The organism is Pseudomonas panipatensis (genome assembly GCF_900099785.1).
GTDB classification, from domain to species: domain Bacteria; phylum Pseudomonadota; class Gammaproteobacteria; order Pseudomonadales; family Pseudomonadaceae; genus Pseudomonas; species Pseudomonas panipatensis.
Window position 1 is genome coordinate 388,848 of the sequence record NZ_FNDS01000001.1, and the last position, 20,423, is coordinate 409,270.

The 20,423-nt window shown below is 67.0% G+C and carries 21 protein-coding genes; 15 read left to right on the forward strand and 6 right to left on the reverse strand.

Features of this window, described 5'->3' with window-relative positions; genetic code table 11:
* Positions 1 to 8: 8 nt before the first annotated feature.
* The 5 genes from BLQ74_RS01875 to BLQ74_RS01895 all read right to left on the reverse strand — a co-directional run bounded on the left by BLQ74_RS01875 (position 9) and on the right by BLQ74_RS01895 (position 2,692).
* A complete protein-coding gene (locus BLQ74_RS01875; RefSeq protein ID WP_090260290.1) occupies positions 9 to 470 on the reverse strand; it encodes a Spy/CpxP family protein refolding chaperone in 462 nt (153 codons plus the stop codon).
* Between the two features lie 141 nt (positions 471 to 611).
* Positions 612 to 1,289, reverse strand: a complete 678-nt coding sequence (locus tag BLQ74_RS01880; RefSeq protein ID WP_090260292.1) for a response regulator transcription factor — start codon at positions 1,287 to 1,289, stop codon at positions 612 to 614.
* Positions 1,290 to 1,302: 13 nt separating this feature from the next.
* The gene (locus BLQ74_RS01885; protein ID WP_090260294.1) at positions 1,303 to 1,677 is read right to left on the reverse strand and encodes a hypothetical protein; all 375 of its coding nucleotides are present in this window, start codon (positions 1,675 to 1,677) and stop codon (positions 1,303 to 1,305) included.
* Positions 1,678 to 1,794: 117 nt separating this feature from the next.
* The gene (locus BLQ74_RS01890; RefSeq protein WP_090260296.1) at positions 1,795 to 2,094 is read right to left on the reverse strand and encodes a YciI family protein; all 300 of its coding nucleotides are present in this window, start codon (positions 2,092 to 2,094) and stop codon (positions 1,795 to 1,797) included.
* Position 2,095: 1 nt separating this feature from the next.
* A complete protein-coding gene (locus BLQ74_RS01895; RefSeq protein ID WP_090260298.1) occupies positions 2,096 to 2,692 on the reverse strand; it encodes a septation protein A in 597 nt (198 codons plus the stop codon).
* A 147-nt stretch (positions 2,693 to 2,839) separates the two neighbouring features.
* Here BLQ74_RS01895 and BLQ74_RS01900 point away from each other — a divergent pair, with 147 nt between their 5' ends.
* From BLQ74_RS01900 to BLQ74_RS27530, 8 genes are all read left to right on the forward strand, one after another.
* Entirely contained in the window at positions 2,840 to 3,709 is an 870-nt protein-coding gene (locus BLQ74_RS01900) for a PHP domain-containing protein (RefSeq protein WP_090261149.1), read from the forward strand.
* The gene (locus tag BLQ74_RS01905; protein WP_090260300.1) at positions 3,706 to 4,335 is read left to right on the forward strand and encodes an L-threonylcarbamoyladenylate synthase; all 630 of its coding nucleotides are present in this window, start codon (positions 3,706 to 3,708) and stop codon (positions 4,333 to 4,335) included. The genes BLQ74_RS01900 and BLQ74_RS01905 overlap by 4 nt, the downstream gene beginning before the upstream one ends.
* A 49-nt stretch (positions 4,336 to 4,384) precedes the next feature.
* On the forward strand, positions 4,385 to 5,599 hold the full coding sequence (locus BLQ74_RS01910) for a tryptophan--tRNA ligase (protein WP_090260302.1): 1,215 nt from the start codon (positions 4,385 to 4,387) through the stop codon (positions 5,597 to 5,599).
* A 211-nt stretch (positions 5,600 to 5,810) separates the two neighbouring features.
* Positions 5,811 to 6,599 (forward strand): segregation and condensation protein A, encoded by a 789-nt coding sequence (locus BLQ74_RS01915; RefSeq protein ID WP_170842763.1) that lies wholly within the window; start codon positions 5,811 to 5,813, stop codon positions 6,597 to 6,599.
* A gap of 89 nt (positions 6,600 to 6,688) precedes the next feature.
* On the forward strand, positions 6,689 to 7,690 hold the full coding sequence (scpB, locus tag BLQ74_RS01920; RefSeq protein WP_090260304.1) for an SMC-Scp complex subunit ScpB: 1,002 nt from the start codon (positions 6,689 to 6,691) through the stop codon (positions 7,688 to 7,690).
* Positions 7,691 to 7,914: 224 nt separating this feature from the next.
* Positions 7,915 to 10,200, forward strand: coding sequence for a beta-glucosidase BglX (gene bglX, locus BLQ74_RS01925; RefSeq protein ID WP_244507141.1), 2,286 nt, complete (start codon positions 7,915 to 7,917; stop codon positions 10,198 to 10,200).
* 91 nt (positions 10,201 to 10,291) lie between these two features.
* On the forward strand, positions 10,292 to 10,414 hold the full coding sequence (locus tag BLQ74_RS27895; RefSeq protein ID WP_280139813.1) for a hypothetical protein: 123 nt from the start codon (positions 10,292 to 10,294) through the stop codon (positions 10,412 to 10,414).
* Positions 10,362 to 10,709, forward strand: coding sequence for a carbonic anhydrase (locus BLQ74_RS27530; protein ID WP_280139812.1), 348 nt, complete (start codon positions 10,362 to 10,364; stop codon positions 10,707 to 10,709). Before BLQ74_RS27895 ends, BLQ74_RS27530 begins: the two co-directional genes overlap by 53 nt.
* A 52-nt stretch (positions 10,710 to 10,761) precedes the next feature.
* On the opposite strand, the gene gap is transcribed toward BLQ74_RS27530, so the two are convergent.
* The gene (gap, locus tag BLQ74_RS01935; protein WP_090260308.1) at positions 10,762 to 11,766 is read right to left on the reverse strand and encodes a type I glyceraldehyde-3-phosphate dehydrogenase; all 1,005 of its coding nucleotides are present in this window, start codon (positions 11,764 to 11,766) and stop codon (positions 10,762 to 10,764) included.
* 128 nt (positions 11,767 to 11,894) lie between these two features.
* Between gap and edd the strand changes: the two genes are divergently transcribed.
* From edd to BLQ74_RS01970, 7 genes are all read left to right on the forward strand, one after another.
* On the forward strand, positions 11,895 to 13,721 hold the full coding sequence (gene edd / locus BLQ74_RS01940; protein ID WP_090260310.1) for a phosphogluconate dehydratase: 1,827 nt from the start codon (positions 11,895 to 11,897) through the stop codon (positions 13,719 to 13,721).
* 67 nt (positions 13,722 to 13,788) lie between these two features.
* Positions 13,789 to 14,787, forward strand: a complete 999-nt coding sequence (locus BLQ74_RS01945; RefSeq protein WP_090260312.1) for a glucokinase — start codon at positions 13,789 to 13,791, stop codon at positions 14,785 to 14,787.
* Between the two features lie 16 nt (positions 14,788 to 14,803).
* A complete protein-coding gene (gene gltR, locus BLQ74_RS01950) occupies positions 14,804 to 15,559 on the forward strand; it encodes a two-component system response regulator GltR (protein WP_425287470.1) in 756 nt (251 codons plus the stop codon).
* Between the two features lie 19 nt (positions 15,560 to 15,578).
* On the forward strand, positions 15,579 to 17,000 hold the full coding sequence (locus BLQ74_RS01955; RefSeq protein ID WP_090261153.1) for an ATP-binding protein: 1,422 nt from the start codon (positions 15,579 to 15,581) through the stop codon (positions 16,998 to 17,000).
* A gap of 271 nt (positions 17,001 to 17,271) precedes the next feature.
* A complete protein-coding gene (locus BLQ74_RS01960) occupies positions 17,272 to 18,531 on the forward strand; it encodes an ABC transporter substrate-binding protein (RefSeq protein ID WP_090260316.1) in 1,260 nt (419 codons plus the stop codon).
* Positions 18,532 to 18,633: 102 nt separating this feature from the next.
* Positions 18,634 to 19,560, forward strand: a complete 927-nt coding sequence (locus tag BLQ74_RS01965) for a carbohydrate ABC transporter permease (RefSeq protein ID WP_090260318.1) — start codon at positions 18,634 to 18,636, stop codon at positions 19,558 to 19,560.
* Complete coding sequence (locus tag BLQ74_RS01970) at positions 19,553 to 20,398, forward strand: carbohydrate ABC transporter permease (protein WP_090260320.1); 846 nt, start codon at positions 19,553 to 19,555, stop codon at positions 20,396 to 20,398. Before BLQ74_RS01965 ends, BLQ74_RS01970 begins: the two co-directional genes overlap by 8 nt.
* The last annotated feature ends 25 nt before the right edge of the window (positions 20,399 to 20,423 follow it).

The window sequence follows — 20,423 nt, forward strand, 5'->3', positions numbered from 1 at the left end:
CGTTGGGTTTAGTTGCCCTTGCCTTCCTTTTGCGCTTTCCACTGCTGGAACTCGCTCCATTCGGCCTGACGTGCCTGGCGATCCTTCTGCAGCTCATCGAACTTCTTCTGCTGCTCGGGGGTGAGCAACTCGCGGATGTCCTTCTGCGTCTTGTCGTGGTTGGCCTTCAGCTCATCCTGCATGGCCTTGCGGTCGGCCGCCGACAGCTTGCTCAGGTACTTTTCATTGATGTCGTGGCGGTTCTTCATCGACTCGCCCATCAGCTTGCCAAGCTTCTGGCGCTGTTCCTGGGTCAGGTTCAGTTCTTTCATTCCGCCGTGGTCGCGCGGGCCGTGGCCGCCCATCATCGGGCCGCCGTCCATCATCGGTGCGCCGGGCGGCGGAGGCGGCGTGGTGTCGTTCGCGGTGGCGGCCATGGCCAGCGTCGGCAGGGTCGCGGCGATCAGCAGGGCAGTGAGGGTCTTGCGCATGGGATCTTCTCCTTTCATGGACCGGTCGTTACCGGATGTGCTCCAGTCTAGGCATGGCAAGGTCAAGGGCGGTCAGGCGCTGGTAAAGCTTCGGTAAAGATTGCCGCAGGCCCGCGGCAGAGCGGTTCCGGGCGCGCCGGCTCAGGGGGCGTAGAAGTAGCCGCGGCCACGCAGGGCGAGAATGCGCGGCCGCCCGTCGGGGTGGGCGCCGAGTTTCTTGCGCAGGTTGCTGACGTGCATGTCCAGGCTGCGGTCGTAGAGCGTCAGCTTGCGGCCCAGGGCGATCTGCGCCAGGGCCTGCTTGTCCAGCGGCTCGCCCGGCTGGCGCAGCAGGGCTTCGAGGATTCGGCTTTCGGAGAGGGTCAGGCTGACCTCCAGTGGCCCGATGCTGACCATGCCGCGGCTCAGGTTCAGGCTCAGGTCGCCCAGTTCGATCTGCGCGCTGGGCTGCGACGGGTGGCTGCGACGCAGCACGGCGCGCAGGCGCGCGGTGAGTTCGCGGGGGTCGCACGGCTTGGCCAGGTAGTCGTCGGCGCCCAGCTCCAGGCCGAGGATGCGGTCCAGTGGCTCGCCACGGCCGGAGAGCATCAGTACCGGCAGGTCCGGGTGTTCGCTACGCAGTTGCTTGAGCAGTTCCAGGCCGCTACCGTCGGGCAGCATCACATCCAGCACCACGGCGTCGGGGATGCGGCTGGCCAGGGCCGCGCGCGCGGCGCCGCCATCGTGGCTGGCGCGGATACTGAAGCCTTCCTGGGTCAGCCAGGTGCTCAGCAGGTCGCACAATTCACGGTCGTCGTCGATCAGCAGCAGCTCACTCATGATCCGGCTTCTTTCAGTTGATCCACTCGCGGCGTTGGCGGCGGCGGATGCCGCGGCTCAGGGCGCCGAGAACAAAGGCGATGAGGGCAGTGGCGGCGCCTGTCGCGAACCAGCTCTGCTCCTCTGTGAGCAGGCGTGGCGAGCGTTGCGCCTGGGCATCGCTCAATTGTTGCTTCAGGCGCCGGTTTTCCTGGCGCAGGTCGTCCAGCGCGGCGCGTTGCTGTTCAGTGTCGGCCAGGCGGCGTTGCTGCTCTTGCAGGCGCTGGGCGGTGTCTTCGTCAGCGCTTGCGGTGGTTTCCGTCGGCGTCATGGCAGTGGCGTCTTCGCCGTGGGCGGCGAGCGGCACATGCAGGCAGACGAGCAGGGGCAGCAGGTAGCGAGGGTGCATCGGAACTCCTTGTACGCGGATGACCTCCGTTCACCGCCGTCCCGGCGATGTCCGGCTGCGGAGCCGGGCTGGCAGGCCCGGTCGGGCGGCGCCTCCTTTGCGCCGCCGCGTGCCCTGTTACGGCAGGACTTTCTTGAACGGCTTGACCACGACGTCGGCGTATACGCCGGCGGCCCGGTAGGGGTCGGCGTCGGCCCAGGCCTGGGCAGCGGCCAGGGATTCGAACTCGGCGACGATCAGGCTACCGGTGAAGCCGGCGGCGCCCGGATCGGCGCTGTCGATCGCCGGGTGCGGGCCGGCGAGGACCAGGCGGCCTTCGTCCTTCAGTTGTTCGAGGCGGGCCAGGTGCGCCGGACGGGCGGCCAGACGACGTTCTTGGGAGGCAGTGATGTCGCGGGCGATGATTGCGTAGAGCATGTCAGTCCTTGGGCTTTTCGCCGGTTGGGGCGTCGTGCATGTGGCGGGCCAGGAATACACCCTGGCCGATCAGGAAGAGCAGGGTCATGCCCAGGCTGCCGAACACCTTGAAGTCCACCCAGAAGCGCTCGAAGGTGAAGGCGACGAACAGCTGGATGCAGCCGCAGAACACGAAGAACAGCACCCAGGCGAGGTTCAGGCGTTGCCACATGGGTTCCGGCAGGTGCACGGCGTGGCCCATGATGCGCTGGATCAGCGGGCGACGGTCACCGACCAGGGTGCTGCTGAGGAAGCCGAGGGCGAACAGCCAGTTGACCACCGGCGCCTTCCATTTCAGGAAGGTCTCGCTATGGAACGCCAGGGTCATGCCGCCGAACACCAGGCACGCGGCCAGAGTCAGCCACTGGCCCTTGTCGAGCCGGCGCTGCTTGAGCAGCAGCGTGCCATAGACGATCAGCGAGGCGCCGATCAGCACTGCGGTGGCGCTGTAGATGCCGCCGAGGCTGAAGGAGTGACCGGCGAGTTCGACGCTGCGCGGGTCCAGCTTGTAGACAATGAAGAACAGGATGAGGGGGATGAAATCGATGAATTGCTTCATTACGGCAGCCAGAGCCCAGTTGAGGCGGCATAATACCAACCTGCGGACGAACTGAAATAGTCACCTGTCTCGTCGCGCTTCGCGAGCCCGCCGTGAATGCTCACGGTCGAGCGTCTATACAGAAGGAAAGACCTTTCCGGAATGCCCATGCGCGTCGACCTGCATTGCCATAGCACCGCCTCCGACGGCCAGTTGTCGCCCGCCGCCGTGGTCGCCCGCGCCCATGCGCGCGGCGTGCGCCTGTTGGCGCTGACCGACCACGACACCCTCGAAGGACTGCCCGAGGCGCGTGCCGCTGCCGAGGCGCTGGGAGTCGAACTGGTCAATGGTGTGGAGCTGTCCTGCACCTGGGGCGGCGCCACCATCCATGTGCTCGGTTATGCCTTCGACAGCCAGGCCGACCCCTTGCTCCGCGCGCTCGACGACCTGCATCGCGGCCGATGGTCGCGGGCCGAGGAGATTGCCCGGCGCCTGGAGGCCAAGGGCATGCCCGGCGCCTTCGAGGGCGCGCGGGCGGTGCAGCGCGAGCTGGGCGACAGCGACAACGCCCCGGCGCGTCCGCATTTCGCCGAGTACCTGGTGCGTGCCGGCTATGTCGCCGAGCGCGCCGAGGCGTTCCGCAAATGGCTCGGCGCGGGCAAGCTGGGCGACGTCAAGCAGCACTGGCCGAGTCTGGCCGAAGCCGTCGGCACCCTGCGCGCGGCTGGCGCCTGGGTGAGCCTGGCGCATCCGTATCAGTACGATTTCACCCGCACCAAGCGGCGCAAGCTGCTGGCTGAGTTCATCCAGGCCGGCGGCCACGCCATCGAGGTGGTGAATGGCCCGCAAGCGGCCGAACAGGTCGGCGTCTTGAGCATCCTGGCCCGCGAGTTCGGCCTGCTGGTCAGCGCCGGCAGCGACTTCCATGGGCCCAGTGAGTGGTCGGAACTGGGCCTTTATCGAGCTGTGCCGGAGGACTTGCCAGTGCTCTGGCAACGCTTCGCCAGGACGGCCAACGCCTCTGAGGAGATTGCATGAGTCAGTTTTTCCAGATTCACCCGGAAAATCCGCAACCGCGTCTGATCAAGCAGGCGGTGGAAATCGTCCGCCAGGGCGGGGTGATCGCCTATCCCACCGATTCCTCCTATGCCTTGGGCTGTCGCCTCGGCGAGAAGACGGCGGTGGAGCGCATTCGCCACCTGCGCAAGCTGGATGACAAGCACAACTTCACCCTGGTCTGCCGCGACCTGTCCGAGCTGGGCCTCTACGCCAAGGTCGACACTCGCCTGTTCCGTCTGCTCAAGGCCCATACGCCGGGGCCGTACACCTTCATCCTCAGCGCCACCCGCGAAGTGCCGCGCATGCTGTTGCACCCCAAGCGGCGCACCATCGGCCTGCGCGTGCCGGCCTGCCCGATCGCCCAGGCGCTGCTGCAGGAGCTGGGCGAGCCGCTGATGAGCGTGAGCCTGATCCTGCCCGACGAGAGCGAGCCGCTGAGCGACCCCTACGAGATGCGCGAGTCCCTCGAACACCTGGTCGACCTGGTCCTGGACGGCGGTATCGGCGGCGTCGAGGCGTCCACGGTGATCAATCTCACCGGCGAGGAGCCGGAGGTGGTGCGGGTCGGCTGCGGCGATCCGACACCCTTCCAGGTCTACGCCTGAGCCTGCCCATACTCGCCCCCCTGTTCGCGCCATCCCCGAGGCCTAGCGTTTGAGCAATGTCGATTCCCAACGCCGCGTGCTGTCCGGCATGCGCCCCACCGGGCGCCTGCACCTGGGGCACCTGCACGGCGTCCTGCAGAGCTGGACCCGCCTGCAGCACGAGTACGAGTGTTTCTTTTCCATCGTCGATTGGCACGCCCTGACCACCGAATACGACGAGGTCGGGCAGATTCGCCGGTATGTCCGCGACATGGCGGTCGACTGGCTGGCGGTGGGCGTCAGCCCGAGTGCCGCGACCCTGTTCATCCAGTCCCAGGTGCCCGAGCACGCCGAGCTGCATCTGTTGCTGTCGATGATCTGCCCGCTGTCCTGGCTGGAGCGGGTGCCGACCTACAAGGAGTTGCAGGAACGCCTCAGCCACAAGGACCTGTCGACCTACGGTTTTCTCGGCTATCCGCTGCTGCAGGCCGCGGACATCCTGGTCTATCGCGCCGGCCTGGTGCCGGTGGGCTCGGATCAACTGGCCCATGTGGAATTCGCCCGCGACGTGGCGCGGCGCTTCAACCACCTGTATGGCGGCGAGGTGGACTTCGAGGACAAGGCCGAGGCCGCCATCGGTCGCCTCGGCAAGAAAACCGCGCGACTCTACAGCAGCCTGCGCAAGGCCTGGCAGGAGCAGGGCGACGACGAAGCCCTGGAAACCGCGCGGGCGCTGCTCAAGGAGCAACAGAGCCTGACCCTGGGCGATCGCGAGCGCCTGTTCGGCTACCTCGAAGGCAGCAGCCGGGTATTGCTGCCCGAGCCGCAGACCCTGGTCGGTCACGCGCCCCGCATGCCGGGCCTGGATGGACAGAAGATGTCCAAGTCCCACGGCAATACCCTGTCCTTGCGCGAGACGCCGGCCGAGGTCGAGGAGAAGATCAGCCGCATGCCCACCGACCCGGCGCGGGTGCGCCGCAGCGATCCCGGCGAGCCGGAGAACTGCCCGGTGTGGCAATGGCACCTGATCTATTCCGACGCCAGTTGCCGGCAGTGGGTGCAGGAAGGCTGCCGGAGCGCCGGCATCGGCTGTCTGGACTGCAAGCGCCCGGTGATCGAGGCGATCAACCAGGAGCTGGCGCCGATCCAGCAGCGCGCCACGGAGTACGAGGAGAATCCCGAACTGGTCCGCAGCATCCTTGCCGAAGGCGCCGAGCGTGCCCGCGAGGCGGCCCGTGAAACCCTGGTGGAAGTGCGCCAGGCCATGGGCCTGGCCTATCGCTGAGGCGCGCCGCGCGGCGAGTACCCCGGGGCGGCGAAAAGCAGGGATAATGCCGCTTCGATAACCCGCGCCTGACGAGTGGCCGATGAGCACCATGACCGAGCCGGAAGACCCTTCCAGCGCCGCCGAATACCGCGAGCCGGTGCAGCTCGCGCTGGTCTATGGCGAGGCGGTCACCGAACTGCCGCAGGACCTGTACATCCCGCCGGACGCCCTGGAAGTCTTTCTCGAAGCCTTCGAGGGGCCGCTGGACCTGCTGCTGTATCTGATCCGCAAGCAGAACATCGACATTCTCGATATCCCGGTGGCGGAAATCACCCGCCAGTACATGGGCTATGTCGAGTTGATGAAGTCGGTGCGCCTGGAGCTGGCCGCCGAATACCTGGTGATGGCCGCCATGCTCGCCGAGATCAAGTCGCGCATGCTGCTGCCGCGCTCCGCCGAGGTCGAGGATGAGGAAGACGACCCGCGCGCCGAGCTGATTCGCCGCCTGCAGGAGTACGAACGCTTCAAGCAGGCCGCCGAAGACCTCGACGGTCTGCCGCGCCAGGGGCGCGATTTCGTCGTGCCGAGCGTGGCGGCGCCGGAGGCGCGGGCGCGCAAGCTGCTGCCGGAGGTCAGCCTGCAGGAACTGATGCTGTGCATGGGCGAGGTGCTGCGCCGCGCCGATCTGTTCGAGAGCCACCAGGTGACCCGCGAAATGCTCTCCACCCGCGAGCGCATGAGCGAGATTCTCGAACGCCTCAAGGGCGCCGGTTTCGTGCCGTTCATCCAGTTGTTCCGGGTGGAAGAGGGGCGCCTCGGGGTGGTGGTGACTTTCATGGCCGTCCTCGAACTGATCAAGGAGCAATTGGTGGAGCTGGTGCAGAACGAGGCGTTCGCGCCCATCCACGTACGGGCCCGGGTCGAGGCGGAAGAGACCAGGGAGGCCGTGCAAGCGGTTGACGAAGCATTGGCGGATGAAGACGCGGAGCCGGCCTTCGACGAATTCGACGATATCTGATCCGCGCCGCGCGGCATTGCCGTGGCGCCGCGCTTTGAGTAGTTTCTCCGCCGAACCGGCACTCACCGCAGACCCGACCGAGCCTTTGCATGAACCTCTCCGACCCGCACGAACTGGCGACCCTGCTCGAAGGCATCCTCCTGGCCTCCGGCAGGCCGCTGTCGCTGGAGCGCCTGGGCGAGCTGTTCGACGAAGGCGAACGGCCCGAGCCGCAGCAGTTCCGCGATGCCCTGGCGGTCCTGGCGCTGTCCTGCGCCGGCCGCGCCTTCGAGCTGAAGGAGGTGGCCTCCGGTTATCGCCTGCAGATTCGCGAGCCGCTGTCGCCCTGGGTCGGCCGCCTCTGGGAGGAACGCCCGCAACGCTATTCCCGCGCCTTGCTGGAAACCCTGGCGCTGATTGCCTATCGCCAGCCGATCACCCGCGGCGAGATCGAGGACATCCGTGGCGTCGCGGTGAACACGCAAATCGTCAAGACGCTGATGGAGCGCGAGTGGATTCGCATCGTCGGCTACCGCGAGGTGCCTGGGCGTCCGGCCATGCTCGCCACCACCCGCGCCTTCCTCGATTACTTCAACCTGAAGAGCCTGGAAGAGCTGCCACCCCTGTCCGAACTGCGCGAAATGGAGCCCGAGCCGGAGGAGCTGTTGCCGGTCCCGCCCATGGCGCCCAGTCCGATCCTCGACGAGGACTACGTCCCGCCGTCGATCCAGGCCCTGGCCGATCTGGCCCTGCGCGAGGCCGGCGAAGAGCCGGAGCCGGCGCCGCCCGCCGAACCGCGCGAGGAAACCAGCTTCCGCAGCCTGCTCGCCGAGCTGGACGAGATGGAGCAGGGCATCAAGACCGACTTCGACGACCTGATCGATCTGCCGCCCGTCGCGCGCGACCCTGAGTCGCAGGCGCCCGACGCCGCGCCGGAGGCGGCTGGCCCCGCGGAGGACGCGGTGCCGGCCCCGCCCGCCGCCGAGCCACTGGCCAGCGCGACAACGCCTGCCGCGCCGCCGGCTGTGGCGGATGAATACGATGAGGAGCGCGCCCTGGCGCAAGCCATGCGCGAGGAGCTGGAAGCCCTGGCCCGCGATCGGGAGCACTGATCCGGCGTCCGAAAGATCGGGCGTGTGCCCTGGAAACGTTTCCACCGTTGACTTCCGCGCCCCGCGAGACGACCTTATGTCCCGCGCCGGGCGGCGCGTCGCTGGCGAACCCTGGGGAGTCGCCCGGCAGGTCCCGGCTCTCACGCCTATCGATCTTCCAACATTGAACAGTCGGCCGGCGCCCTGGCGCGGGCCACTGAGTGCCCATAATGAAAAGAAACGCTATCAGCCAAATCTGCTGGTTCAGCCTGCTGCTGGGACTGAACAGCCCTTATCTGCTCGCTGCCGAAGGGCCGGCCGTTCCGGCGCCGGGGCAATCGAAGGATGCCTTCATCCGCGAGCTGATGCAGCGCATGACCCTCGACGAGAAGATTGGCCAGCTCCGCCTGGTCAGCGTCGGCCCGGACCATCCGAAGCCGGTGCTGCTCGAGGAGATCGCCGCCGGCACCACCGGCGCGGTGTTCAACACCGTGGTCCGCCCCGGCATCCGTGACCTGCAGGACGCGGCCATGCGCAGCCGGCTGAAGATTCCTCTGTTCTTCGCCTATGACGTGGTACACGGCCATCGCACCGTGTTCCCCATCGGCCTTGGCCTGGCGGCCAGCTGGGACATGGCGGCGATCACCGAGAGCGCGCGGATTTCGGCGCTGGAGGCCAGCGCCGACGGTCTCAACCTGACGTATTCGCCGACCGTGGACATCGCTCGCGATCCGCGCTGGGGGCGCGTTTCCGAAGGCTTCGGCGAGGATGCCTGGCTGACCAGCAAGGTCGCCGCCGCGGTGGTCAAGGGTTACCAGGGCAAGGGGCTCGACCAGCCGCAGACCATCATGGCCGGGGTCAAGCACTTCGCCCTGTATGGCGCGGGCGAGGGCGGCCGCGACTACAACACCGTGGACATGAGTCCGCAGCGCATGTACCAGGACTACCTGCCGCCGTACCGCGCGGCCATCGATGCCGGCGCCGGCGCGGTGATGGTGTCGCTGAACAGCATCAATGGCGTGCCGGCCACCGCCAACAAGTGGCTGCTGCAGGACCTGCTGCGTGGCCAGTGGGGCTATCGCGGCATGACCCTGAGCGACCACGGCGCGGTCAAGGAACTGATCAAGCACGGCGTGGCCGCCGACGAGCGCCAGGCGGTGAAGCTGTCGATCAAGGCCGGCGTCGACATGAACATGAACGATGACCTCTACGGCAAGCACCTGCCGGAACTGCTCAAGGCCGGCGAGATCAGCCAGAGCGATATCGACAACGCCTGCCGCGACGTGCTGGCGGCGAAGTGGGACATGGGCCTGTTCAAGGACCCGTACCGCTATCTGCAGGGCGCCGATCCGGTGGATACCGATGCCGAAAGCCGCCTGCACCGCGATGCCGCCCGTGAGGTGGCGCGCAAGGGCATGGTGCTGTTGAAGAACAAGGACGATGTGCTGCCGCTCAAGCGCGAAGGCACCATCGCCCTGATCGGCCCGCTGGCCGACAGCAAGCGCGACGTGATGGGCAGCTGGTCCGCCGCCGGCAAGGCCTTCCAGGCCGTCACCCTGCTCGAAGGCATGCGCCACGCCACCCGTGGCAAGGCGCAACTGCTCTACGCCAAGGGCGCCAACGTCACCAACAACCCGGACATCATCAAGTACCTCAACGAGTACAACACGGATGTCGATATCGACCCCCGCGACCCGAAAGTGGTGATTGCCGAAGCGCTGGAAGTGGCGAAGAAGGCCGACGTCATCGTCGCCGCGGTCGGCGAGGCGCAGGGCATGGCCCACGAAGCCTCGAGCAAGACCAACCTGCATATCTCCTTCAGCCAGATCGAGCTGCTCAAGGCCCTCAAGGCCACCGGCAAGCCGCTGGTGCTGGTGCTGATGAACGGTCGCCCGCTGGACCTGAGCTGGGAAGACGGCATCGCCGACGCCATCCTGGAAACCTGGTTCAGCGGCACCGAGGGCGGCAACGCCATCGCCGACGTGCTGTTCGGCGACTACAACCCGTCCGGCAAGCTGACCATGACCTTCCCGCGCTCGGTGGGGCAGGTGCCGATCTATTACAACCACCTGAACACCGGTCGGCCGTTCGACCACGAGCACCCGAACAAGTACACCTCGCGTTACTTCGATTCGGCGAATGGCCCGCAGTACCCGTTCGGCTATGGCCTGAGCTACACCCGCTTCAGCGTTTCGGACATCCAGCTGTCCAGCGCCAAGCTGCGCAAGGGCGATTCGCTGACCGCCAAGGTCACCGTGAAGAACACCGGCAAGCGCGCCGGCGAAACCGTGGTGCAGCTCTACCTGCATGACGTGGCGGCGTCCATCAGCCGTCCGGTCAAGGAGCTGAAGGGCTACCGCAAGCTGATGCTCAAGCCCGGCGAGTCCAAGGTCGTGGAGTTCCCGATCCGCGAGGAAGACTTGCGCTTCTATGACAGCAGCCTGCGCTACGCCTCCGAACCGGGCGACTTCAAGGTCTACATCGGCCTGGATTCGGACGATGTGAAGGAGCAGCAGTTCACCCTGCTCTGATCCGTACCGCGTTCGTCCCATCGCCCCGGTTGCGCTATGCAGCCGGGGCGATTTCATTTCCGCTTGTGGCCGATCGTCAAGCGGCCTTCGCATGGGCTCGCGCTGCGCCTCCTGCGAGTTCTCCGATGGCGCTGAGACGGCTCTGGCCGGCAACGTCGCCAATGCCGACCTGCTCGGCAGTCTGGAATTCGCCTGCGCGGTGTCCGGCTGGTGATGGGCCACACCCACTGCGGGGCGACAAGGGCGCCATCGAAGGCGCCCAGCTCGGCCATCCGGGTGCTTTGCTGGAGAAAATCGAGCCGGCCGTCGCGGCAACCCGCTACGACGGCGAGCGCAGCGCGAAGAACGCCGCCTTCGTCGATGCGGTGGCGGAGACCAACGTGCGCCTCACCCTCGAACGAATCCGCCAGGACAGCCCGGTGCTGGCGGGGCTGGAAAAGGACGGGCGGCTCAAACTGCTCGGTGCCCTCTACCACCTGGCCAGCGGCGCGCTCGAGTTCTTCGGCTGAGACGCGGGCGCGGCAGGGCGCGAGGCCTTGCCGCCGCCCGGCGGCGGACCGCTCAGGCCGGCGCCCGCCACAGTGCCAGGGCGTTGTCCAGCATGCGATTGGAGAAGCCCCACTCGTTGTCGTACCAGGCCATGACCTTGACCAGCCGGCCGCTGACCCGGGTGTGGTTGGCGTCGAACACCGCCGAGCGTGGATCGTGGTTGAAGTCCACCGACACCAGCGGGCGCGTGTTGTAGCCGAGGATGCGCGAGCCTTCGCTGGCTATCCTGAACAACTGGTTGATCGCTTCGGCACTGCAGTCGCGGCCGACCTGCACGGTCAGGTCCACCAGCGAGACGTTGATCAGCGGCACGCGTACCGCCAGGCCGGTGAGTTTGCCGGCCAGCTCCGGCAGCACCAGGCCGACGGCCTCGGCGGCGCCGGTGCGGGTCGGGATCATCGACTGGGTGGCCGAGCGCGCGCGGTAGATATCGCTGTGGTAGACGTCCGACAGGTTCTGGTCGTTGGTGTAGGCGTGGATGGTGGTCATCAGCCCCTGTTCGATGCGCAGCTCGCGGTGCAGCACCTGGGCCAGCGGCGCCAGGCAGTTGGTGGTGCAGGAGGCGTTGGAAATGATCTGGTGGGAAGCACGCAACAGGCCGTGGTTGACCCCGTGGACCACGGTGGCGTCGACACCCTGGCCGGGCGCCGAGACGATCACCTTGCGCGCGCCGGCGCGCAGATGCGCGGCGGCCTGCTCGCGGCGGGTGAAATGTCCGCTGCACTCCAGCACCATATCCACGTCCAGGGCTTTCCAGGGCAGTTGTGCCGGATCGCGCTGGGCGCTCACGACGATGCGGTCGCCGTTCACCGTCAGGCTTTCGTGATCATGTTCGACCGCGCCTGGGAAGCGCCCGTGGACGCTGTCGTATTGCAGCAGGTGGGCATTGATCGCGGCCTCGCCGAGGTCGTTGATCGCCACCACTTCGAGGTGTTCGCGGTAGTCGGAGGTGTAGAGCGCACGGAGTACATTGCGGCCGATGCGGCCGAATCCGTTGATCGCTAGGCGGATGGTCATGGAGGTCGTCTCTGTGTTGTTTTTGTGGTAAAAACCATTAAATTTTCTCTCCGGTTAAAAGTAAATAACGTTTAACTGAAGATTATGTTGTAAAAACAACAATTGTTAGTCTGTAGGAGAATGCTGCCATGCACCCCCGCGTGCTCGAAGTCACCCGCCGCATCCAGGAACGCAGCGCCGCCACTCGCCAGCGCTATCTCGATATGGTCAAGGCCGCGGCTGGCAAGGGCCCGCACCGTGGCACGCTGCCCTGCGGCAACCTCGCCCATGGCGTCGCCGCCTGCTCCGAAACCGACAAGCAACGCTTGCGCCTGATGAACCAGGCCAACGTCGCCATCGTCTCCGCCTACAACGACATGCTTTCCGCGCACCAGCCGCTGGAGCGCTTCCCGGAACTGATCAAGGATGCGCTGCGCGAAATCGGCTCGGTGGCGCAGTTCGCCGGCGGCGTGCCGGCCATGTGCGACGGCGTGACCCAGGGCGAACCGGGGATGGAGCTGTCCCTGGCCAGCCGCGACGTGATCGCCATGGGCACCGCCATCGCCCTGTCGCACAACATGTTCGACGCCGCGCTGTGCCTGGGCGTGTGCGACAAGATCGTCCCCGGCCTGCTGATCGGCGCGCTGCGCTTCGGCCACCTGCCGGTGGTGTTCGTCCCCGCCGGGCCGATGCCCACCGGCATCTCCAACAAGGAGAAGGCCGCGGTGCGCCAGTTGTTCGCCGAGGGCAAGGCGAGCCGCGAGGAGCTGCTGGCCTCGGAAATGGCCTCCTACCATGCGCCGGGCACCTGCACCTTCTACGGCACCGCCAACACCAACCAGTTGCTGGTGGAAGTCATGGGCCTGCACCTGCCGGGCGCCTCCTTCGTCAACCCGAACACCCCGCTGCGCGACGCGCTGACCCGCGAAGCGGCGCGCCAGGCCAGCCGGCTGACCCCGGAAAACGGCAACTACGTACCGATGGCCGAGATCATCGACGAGCGCGCCATCGTCAACTCGGTGGTGGCGCTGCTGGCCACCGGTGGCTCGACCAACCACACCCTGCACCTGCTGGCCATCGCCCAGGCCGCCGGTATCCGGCTGACCTGGCAGGACATGGCCGAGCTGTCCCACGTGGTGCCGCTGCTGGCGCGCATCTACCCGAACGGCCAGGCCGATATCAACCATTTCCAGGCGGCCGGTGGCATGGCCTACCTGATCCGCGAACTGCTCGATGGCGGCCTGCTGCACGAAGACGTGCAGACCGTCGCCGGCCGTGGCCTGCGCCGCTACACCCAGGAACCGTTCCTCGACAGCGGCCGCCTGGTCTGGCGCGACGGCCCGGGCAGCAGTCTCGACGAAGACGTCCTGCGTCCGCTGTCGCGGCCGTTCTCCGCCGAGGGTGGCCTGCGCCTGATGGAAGGCAACCTCGGTCGCGGCGTGATGAAAGTGTCCGCGGTCGCCAGCGAACACCAGGTGGTCGAGGCGCCGGTGCGCATCTTCCACGACCAGGCCAGCCTGGCCACCGCCTTCAAGGCCGGCGAACTGGAGCGCGACCTGGTCGCCGTGGTGCGCTTCCAGGGGCCGCGAGCCAACGGCATGCCCGAACTGCACAAGCTGACGCCGTTCCTCGGCGTGCTGCAGGATCGCGGCTACAAGGTGGCGCTGGTCACCGACGGACGCATGTCCGGCGCCTCCGGCAAGGTGCCGGCGGCGATCCATGTGTCGCCGGAGGCGAGCGCTGGCGGCCCGCTGGCGCGTCTGCGCGACGGTGACCTGGTGCGCGTCGATGGCACCACCGGTGAGCTGCGTGTGCTGGTCGACGAGGCCGAGTGGCAGGCGCGCGTGGCGGTGCCGATGCCGGCCGGCGATGGCAGCGGTTGCGGCCGCGAGCTGTTCGCCTTCATGCGTCAGTCCTTCAGCTCGGCGGAGGAGGGTGCCTGCGCCTTCAGCGCCGAATTGAATGCCTTGCGATAGGACGTCGCTTGGCAGACCATTCGCTGCCGTGGAATCCGCTCAACCCCTTCAGCTGCCCGAGCTCGCAATGAATTCCAACAACAAGCCCCAGCAGCCGACCGCCACTGCGCTGGTCGGCGACATCGGTGGAACCAATGCCCGCTTCGCCCTCTGGCGTGGCGAGCATCTCGAAGCCATCGAAATCCTCGCCTGTGCCGACTATCCGCGCCCGGAAGATGCGGTGCGCGAGTATCTGCAACGCGTCGGCCAGCCGCTCAGCGCGATCGACAACGTCTGCCTGGCCTGTGCCGGGCCGGTGGGCGACGCTGACTTCCGCTTCACCAACAACCACTGGGTGATCAGCCGCGACGCCTTCCGTGCCGAACTGGGCCTGAGCCACCTGCTGCTGGTCAATGACTTCAGCACCATGGCCTGGGCCGCGTCGCGCCTGGGCGGCGACGACCTGGTGCAGGTGCGCGACGGCGCGGCCCTGGACGGCCGCGCCCGCCTGATCATCGGGCCGGGCACCGGCCTGGGCGTCGCCAGCCTGCTGCCATTGCCCGGCGCCGGCTGGCACGTGCTGCCCTGCGAAGGCGGGCATGTCGACCTGCCGGTGAGCGGCGAGCGCGACTTCGCCATCTGGCAACAGCTGCGCGAAAAGTACGGCCATGTCTCGGCCGAGCGCGTGCTGTCCGGTAGCGGCCTGGAGAATCTCTACCAAGCCAGCTGCAAGGTCGACGGCGTCGCGCCGCTGGCCTTGAGCGCGGCGCAGATCGGCGAGCGCGCCCTGGCCGGCGACACCTATTGCGATGCCGTGCTGGAGCACTTCTTCCTGTGGCTGGCGCGGGTCGCCGGCAACGCCGTGATGACCGTCGGCGCGCTGGGCGGCGTGTACATCACCGGCGGCATCGTTCCGCGCTTCCTCGAACGCTTCCAGCGCAGCGGCTTCGCCGACGCCTTCTGTGCCCGCGGCAAGACCAGCGGCCCGTACCTGAGCCAGGTGCCGGTGTGGGTGATGACCGCGCAACACCCCGGCCTGTTCGGCGCCGGCGTGGCCCTGGAGCAGGCGCTGCTGGCCGGGGACTGAGCGTTGCACGGCGGCCATGACAATAAGGAACGCAGACGTGAACCAGCCGGCCAAGTCCATTCTCCTGGTCGATGACGACCAGGAAATCCGCGAACTGCTGGAAACCTACCTCAGCCGCGCCGGCTTTCAGGTGCGCAGCGCCGCCAACGGCGCGGCCTTCCGCCAGGCCTTGCTGGCCGAGGAGGCGGCCCTGGCGATCCTCGATGTGATGTTGCCCGACGAGGACGGTTTCAGCCTGTGCCGCTGGATACGCTCGCACCAGCGCCTGGCCTGCATGCCGATCATCATGCTCACCGCCAGCTCCGACGAGGCCGATCGGGTGATCGGTCTGGAACTGGGGGCCGACGACTACCTCGGCAAGCCGTTCAGCCCGCGCGAATTGCTCGCGCGGATCAAGGCGCTGCTGCGTCGCGCGCAGTTCACCCAGGTGCGCGGCGGCGAGATTCTCGCCTTCGAGGACTGGCGCCTGGATACCGTCAGCCACCGGTTGTTCCATGAGGACGGCGAGGAGTTTTTCCTCAGTGGTGCCGACTTCGCCCTGCTCAAGCTGTTCCTCGACCACCCGCAACAGATTCTCGACCGCGACACCATCGCCAACGCCACCCGAGGCCGCGAAGTGATGCCGCTGGAGCGTATCGTCGACATGGCGGTGAGCCGCCTGCGCCAGCGCCTGCGCGACACCGGCAAGGCGCCGCGGCTGATCCAGACCGTGCGCGGCAGTGGCTACCTGCTGGCGGCGCAGGTACGCCCGCACCTGGCCAGCCATGGCTGACTGGCGGCGCTGGTCGCCGGTGCCGCGCTCGCTGCTCGGGCGCATGCTGCTGTTGACCCTGCTGGCGATCCTCATCGCCCAGGGCCTGTCCAGCCTGTTCTGGATCTCCCACCTACGCTCCAGCCAGCGCGACGGCCTGCTCACCAGCTCGCGTAGCCTGGCCTATTCCATGGCCGCCAGTGTCAGCTATTTCCGTTCGTTGCCGCTGGGCTACCGTTCACTGGTGCTGGACCAGTTGCGCAGCATGGGCGGCACGCGCTTCTTCGTGTCGCTCAACGAACGGCCCTTGCGGATGCAGGCGTTGCCGGATACGCCGAACAAGCAGGCGGTGCTGGACATCGTCCGCGAGGTGATGCGGCAGAAGCTCGGCAAGGAGGTCGAGCTGCAGGTGGAGTTCGTCGCCCCCGACGACCTGCGCCTGTTCAACAACGCCTTGAAGCTGGAGGAACTGCCGCGCTCCTGGGCGCACTATGCCTTGACCCTGGAACCGGTGAAGCCGCCGGTGCTGGTCACGCAGATCCGCATCGGCGCCAACGAATGGCTGTACATCGCCAGCCTGATGCCGGCGCCCTACGTCAGCCTGGAGCCGGAGGCGCTGCAGCCGCAGCAGCTGCTTTCCATCGTCCTCACCAGCCTGCTCCTGTTGCTCTTCGCCGGGCTGCTGGTGCACCAGCAGAGCCGCCCGCTGAAACGCCTGGCCCGTGTCGCCCGCGAGCTGGCGCTGGGCAGCCCGGCGGCGCCGCTGGAAGAGGTCGGCGCGCGCGAGCTGGTGGAGGTCAGCCGCGCCTTCAACACCATGCGCGACAGCATCGATCGCTACCTGAACGAGCGCGGCCAGCTATTCAGCGCCATCTCCCACGACCTGCGCACGCCCATCACCCGTTTGCGCCTGCGCGTCGAACTGCTCGACGACGAGGCGCAGCGCGACAAGTTCAGCCAGGACCTCGACGAACTGGAGTTGCTGGTGAAGGGCGCGCTGCAGTGCGTCAAAGACACCGACATTCACGAGAACATCGCACCGCTGGACTTCAACCAGTTGCTCCAGCACATCGCCGGCCCCTATCTGGCCGACGGCCGCGTGCAACTGATCGGCGCCGCCAGCGAGCCCTATCCGGGCAAGCCGCTGGCGCTCAAGCGTTGCATCGGCAACCTGCTGGACAACGCGCTGAAGTACGGCGAGCGCGCCCGGCTGCTCATCGAAGACAGCCCGGAGGCGCTGGTGCTGCAGGTCGACGACAATGGCCCCGGCGTACCCGAGCAGCGCCTGGAGCAGGTCTTCGAGCCACGCTTCCGTCTCTCCGAGCGCGGCCAGGGCTACGGTCTGGGATTGGGCATCGCGCGCAACATCGCGCACTCCCACGGCGGCGAGGTGAGCCTGCAGAACCGCCGCGAGGGTGGCTTGCGGGTGACATTGAGATTGCCTCGGCTGGTGGTGGAGTAAGGGGATTTCCTCTGCTTGAATCCGAGGTGCCGACGTGCTTCGTGAAGTCCTCCTGCGGAGGACTGCCTGCGTAGAGCGGTCGGCCTAGGGAGACGCTAGGGGGAAGGGATGCCTGGCGCCGCCGAGCGACCCGCCAGACAAGGACACGCCAATGTCACCAGTCCGTGACAATCGACGATCGCTTCGTTACCCGGAGGATGGAATGCCTTGGATAGACTCGGATCACCGCAAGCGCAGACTTGCCCCGAATAACAAGAAAAGGTCCTCCCCGATGAATGCGCTCCGCCGCCTTTCTGTCGCTGTCTGTCTGTCCTCGTTCTGTCTCTCCCCGTTGGCCCATGCCGGTGAAGTCGAAGTGCTGCACTGGTGGACGTCGCCTGGCGAAGCGCGCGCCGCGGAAACCCTGAAGAAGCTGGTCCAGGCCAAGGGCCACACCTGGAAGGATTTCGCCGTCGCCGGTGGCGGCGGTGAAGCGGCCATGACCGTGCTCAAGACCCGTGCCGTGTCCGGCAATCCGCCGGCCGCCGCGCAGATCAAGGGGCCGGATATCCAGGAGTGGGGCCAGCTCGGCCTGCTCGCCGACCTCAACGCGGTCGCCGCCGAGGGCAAGTGGGACCAACTGCTGCCGCCGCAGGTGGCGCAGGTCATGAAGTACAAGGGTGAATACGTCGCCGTGCCGGTCAACGTGCACCGGGTCAACTGGCTGTACATCAACCCGGAGGTGTTCAAGAAGGCCGGCGCCACGCCGCCGACCACCCTGGACGAGTTCTTCGCCGCCGCCGACAAGCTCAAGGCCGCCGGCTTCGTGGCCCTGGCCCACGGCAGCCAGCCGTGGCAGGACGGCACCCTGTTCGAGAACCTGGTGCTCAGCAAGATGGGCCCGGAAGGCTATCGCAAGGCCTTCGTCGAGCAGGACAAGGCGACCCTGACCGGGGCGCCGATGGTCGAGGTATTCGCCGCGCTGAAAAAACTGCGTGGCTACATGGACGCCGACGCCGCCGGGCGTGAGTGGAACGTCGCCACCAGCATGGTCATCAACGGCAAGGCCGGCATGCAGATCATGGGCGACTGGGCGAAGAGCGAGTTCACCGCCGCCGGCAAGGTGGCGGGCAAGGACTACCAGTGCCTGCCGTTCCCCGGCACGCAGCAGGACTTCGACTACAACATCGACTCCCTGGTGATGTTCAAGCTGAACAACGCGGAGAACCGCAAGGCTCAGGAGGACCTGGCGCGCGCGGTGCTCGACCCGGCCTTCCAGAAGGACTTCAACCTCGCCAAGGGCTCCATCCCGGTACGCCTGGATGCCGACATGTCGCCCTTCGACGCCTGCGCCCAGCAGTCGATGAAGGACTTCAAGGCGGCCTCGGCCAGCGGCAACCTGGTGCCGAGCATGGCCCACAGCATGGCGGCCTCCAGCTATGTGCAGGGCGCCATCTTCGATGTGGTGACCAACTTCTTCAACGATCCCTCGGCGGACCCGCAAAAGGCTGCCCAGCAGCTCTACGCGGCGATCGAGGCGGCGGCGCAATAAGCCGCGGGCGGCGCCTTCCGCCAGGCGCCGCGTGACTCCCAGCCGATCCACGCCGGGCCACTCGCATGGCCCGGACGGCTCCACTCGCATGTGAGAAAGCCCATGGCGATTCAATCCCCGACCCCAATCCCGGTGGCGGCCGCGCGCGCGTCGCTGCTCGATGGCTTGCAGCGCTGGCTGCCGAAACTGGTGCTGGCCCCGAGCATGCTCGTGGTGCTGGTCTGCGTGTACGGCTACATCGGCTGGACGCTGCTGTTGTCCTTCACCAACTCGCGTTTCATGCCCAGCTACTCCTGGGCCGGGCTCAGTCAGTACCTGCGCCTGTGGGACAACGACCGCTGGTGGGTGGCGAGCAAGAACCTGCTGCTCTTCGGTGCGCTGTTCATCCTCATCTGCCTGCTGCTCGGGGTGTTCCTCGCCGTACTGCTGGACCAGCGCATCCGCCGCGAAGGTTTCATCCGCACCGTCTACCTGTACCCCATGGCGCTGTCGATGATCGTCACCGGCACGGCCTGGAAGTGGCTGCTCAACCCCGGCCTGGGCCTGGACAAGCTGCTGCGCGACTGGGGCTGGAGCGGCTTCCGCTTCGACTGGCTGGTGAACCCCGACCGCGTCGTCTACTGCCTGGTGATCGCCGCCGTGTGGCAGGCCTCGGGCTTCGTCATGGCGCTGTTCCTCGCTGGCCTGCGCGGCGTCGATCCGGCGATCGTGCGGGCCGCCCAGGTCGATGGCGCGAGCCTGCCGACCATCTACCTGCGGATCATCCTGCCGAGCCTGCGCCCGGTGTTCTTCAGCGCCCTGATGATCCTCGCGCACATCGCCATCAAGAGCTTCGACCTGGTCGCCGCGATGACCGCCGGCGGCCCCGGCTACTCCTCGGACCTGCCGGCGATGTTCATGTACGCGCACACCTTCACCCGTGGCCAGATGGGCCTGGGCGCGGCCAGCGCCATGCTCATGCTCGGCGCCGTGCTGGCCATCGTGGTGCCTTACCTGTACTCCGAACTGCGAGGCAAACGCCATGCGTGAAGCCACTTTCAAACCCGCCATCAGCCTCAGCCGCCTGGCGGTCCACGCCACCCTCTGGGGCGCCGTGGCACTGTACGTGATCCCGCTGCTGGTCATGCTGCTGACCAGCTTCAAAAGCCCCGAGGACATCCGCAACAGCAACCTGCTGGCGCTGCCCGAGGCGTTCACCCTGATCGGCTGGGTCAAAGCCTGGGGCGCGGTCGGCGACTACTTCTGGAACTCGGTGCGCATCACCGTGCCGGGCGTGCTGATCTCCACCTTCATCGGCGCCATGAACGGCTATGTGCTGTCCATGTGGCGCTTCCGCGGCTCGCAGCTGTTCTTCGGCGCGCTGCTGTTCGGCTGCTTCCTGCCGTTCCAGGTGATCCTCCTGCCGATGTCCTTCACCCTCGGCAAGCTCGGCCTGGCCAATACCACCAGCGGCCTGGTGATCGTCCACTGCATCTATGGCCTGGCCTTCACCACGCTGTTCTTCCGCAACTACTTCGTGACCATCCCGGACGCCCTGGTGAAGGCCGCACGGCTCGACGGCGCCGGCTTCTTCACCATCTTCCTGCGCATCCTCATGCCGATGTCCACGCCGATCGTGATGGTCTGCCTGATCTGGCAGTTCACCCAGATCTGGAACGACTTCCTCTTCGGCGTGGTGTTCGCCAGCGGTGACGCGCAGCCGATCACGGTGGCGCTGAACAACCTGGTGAACATCAGCACCGGGGTCAAGGAATACAACGTCGACATGGCCGCGGCGATGATCGCCGCGCTGCCCACGCTGGTGGTCTACGTACTGGCCGGCAAGTACTTCGTGCGCGGGCTGACAGCCGGCGCGGTGAAAGGTTAAGCGCGTTGCGCTACCCGTTGGAGAG

Coding starts and splice junctions, on each gene's coding strand:
- BLQ74_RS01885 (WP_090260294.1), bottom strand. CDS start 1,677: ATGCACCCTCGCTACCTGCTGCCCCTGCTCGTCTGCCTGCATGTGCCG.
- BLQ74_RS01890 (WP_090260296.1), bottom strand. CDS start 2,094: ATGCTCTACGCAATCATCGCCCGCGACATCACTGCCTCCCAAGAACGT.
- BLQ74_RS01970 (WP_090260320.1), top strand. CDS start 19,553: ATGCGTGAAGCCACTTTCAAACCCGCCATCAGCCTCAGCCGCCTGGCG.
- scpB (WP_090260304.1), top strand. CDS start 6,689: ATGAACCTCTCCGACCCGCACGAACTGGCGACCCTGCTCGAAGGCATC.
- gltR (WP_425287470.1), top strand. CDS start 14,804: ATGACAATAAGGAACGCAGACGTGAACCAGCCGGCCAAGTCCATTCTC.
- BLQ74_RS01895 (WP_090260298.1), bottom strand. CDS start 2,692: ATGAAGCAATTCATCGATTTCATCCCCCTCATCCTGTTCTTCATTGTC.
- BLQ74_RS01960 (WP_090260316.1), top strand. CDS start 17,272: ATGAATGCGCTCCGCCGCCTTTCTGTCGCTGTCTGTCTGTCCTCGTTC.
- BLQ74_RS01905 (WP_090260300.1), top strand. CDS start 3,706: ATGAGTCAGTTTTTCCAGATTCACCCGGAAAATCCGCAACCGCGTCTG.
- BLQ74_RS27530 (WP_280139812.1), top strand. CDS start 10,362: ATGCCGACCTGCTCGGCAGTCTGGAATTCGCCTGCGCGGTGTCCGGCT.
- edd (WP_090260310.1), top strand. CDS start 11,895: ATGCACCCCCGCGTGCTCGAAGTCACCCGCCGCATCCAGGAACGCAGC.
- BLQ74_RS01945 (WP_090260312.1), top strand. CDS start 13,789: ATGAATTCCAACAACAAGCCCCAGCAGCCGACCGCCACTGCGCTGGTC.
- gap (WP_090260308.1), bottom strand. CDS start 11,766: ATGACCATCCGCCTAGCGATCAACGGATTCGGCCGCATCGGCCGCAAT.
- BLQ74_RS01965 (WP_090260318.1), top strand. CDS start 18,634: ATGGCGATTCAATCCCCGACCCCAATCCCGGTGGCGGCCGCGCGCGCG.
- BLQ74_RS01875 (WP_090260290.1), bottom strand. CDS start 470: ATGCGCAAGACCCTCACTGCCCTGCTGATCGCCGCGACCCTGCCGACG.
- BLQ74_RS01900 (WP_090261149.1), top strand. CDS start 2,840: ATGCGCGTCGACCTGCATTGCCATAGCACCGCCTCCGACGGCCAGTTG.
- BLQ74_RS27895 (WP_280139813.1), top strand. CDS start 10,292: ATGGGCTCGCGCTGCGCCTCCTGCGAGTTCTCCGATGGCGCTGAGACG.
- BLQ74_RS01880 (WP_090260292.1), bottom strand. CDS start 1,289: ATGAGTGAGCTGCTGCTGATCGACGACGACCGTGAATTGTGCGACCTG.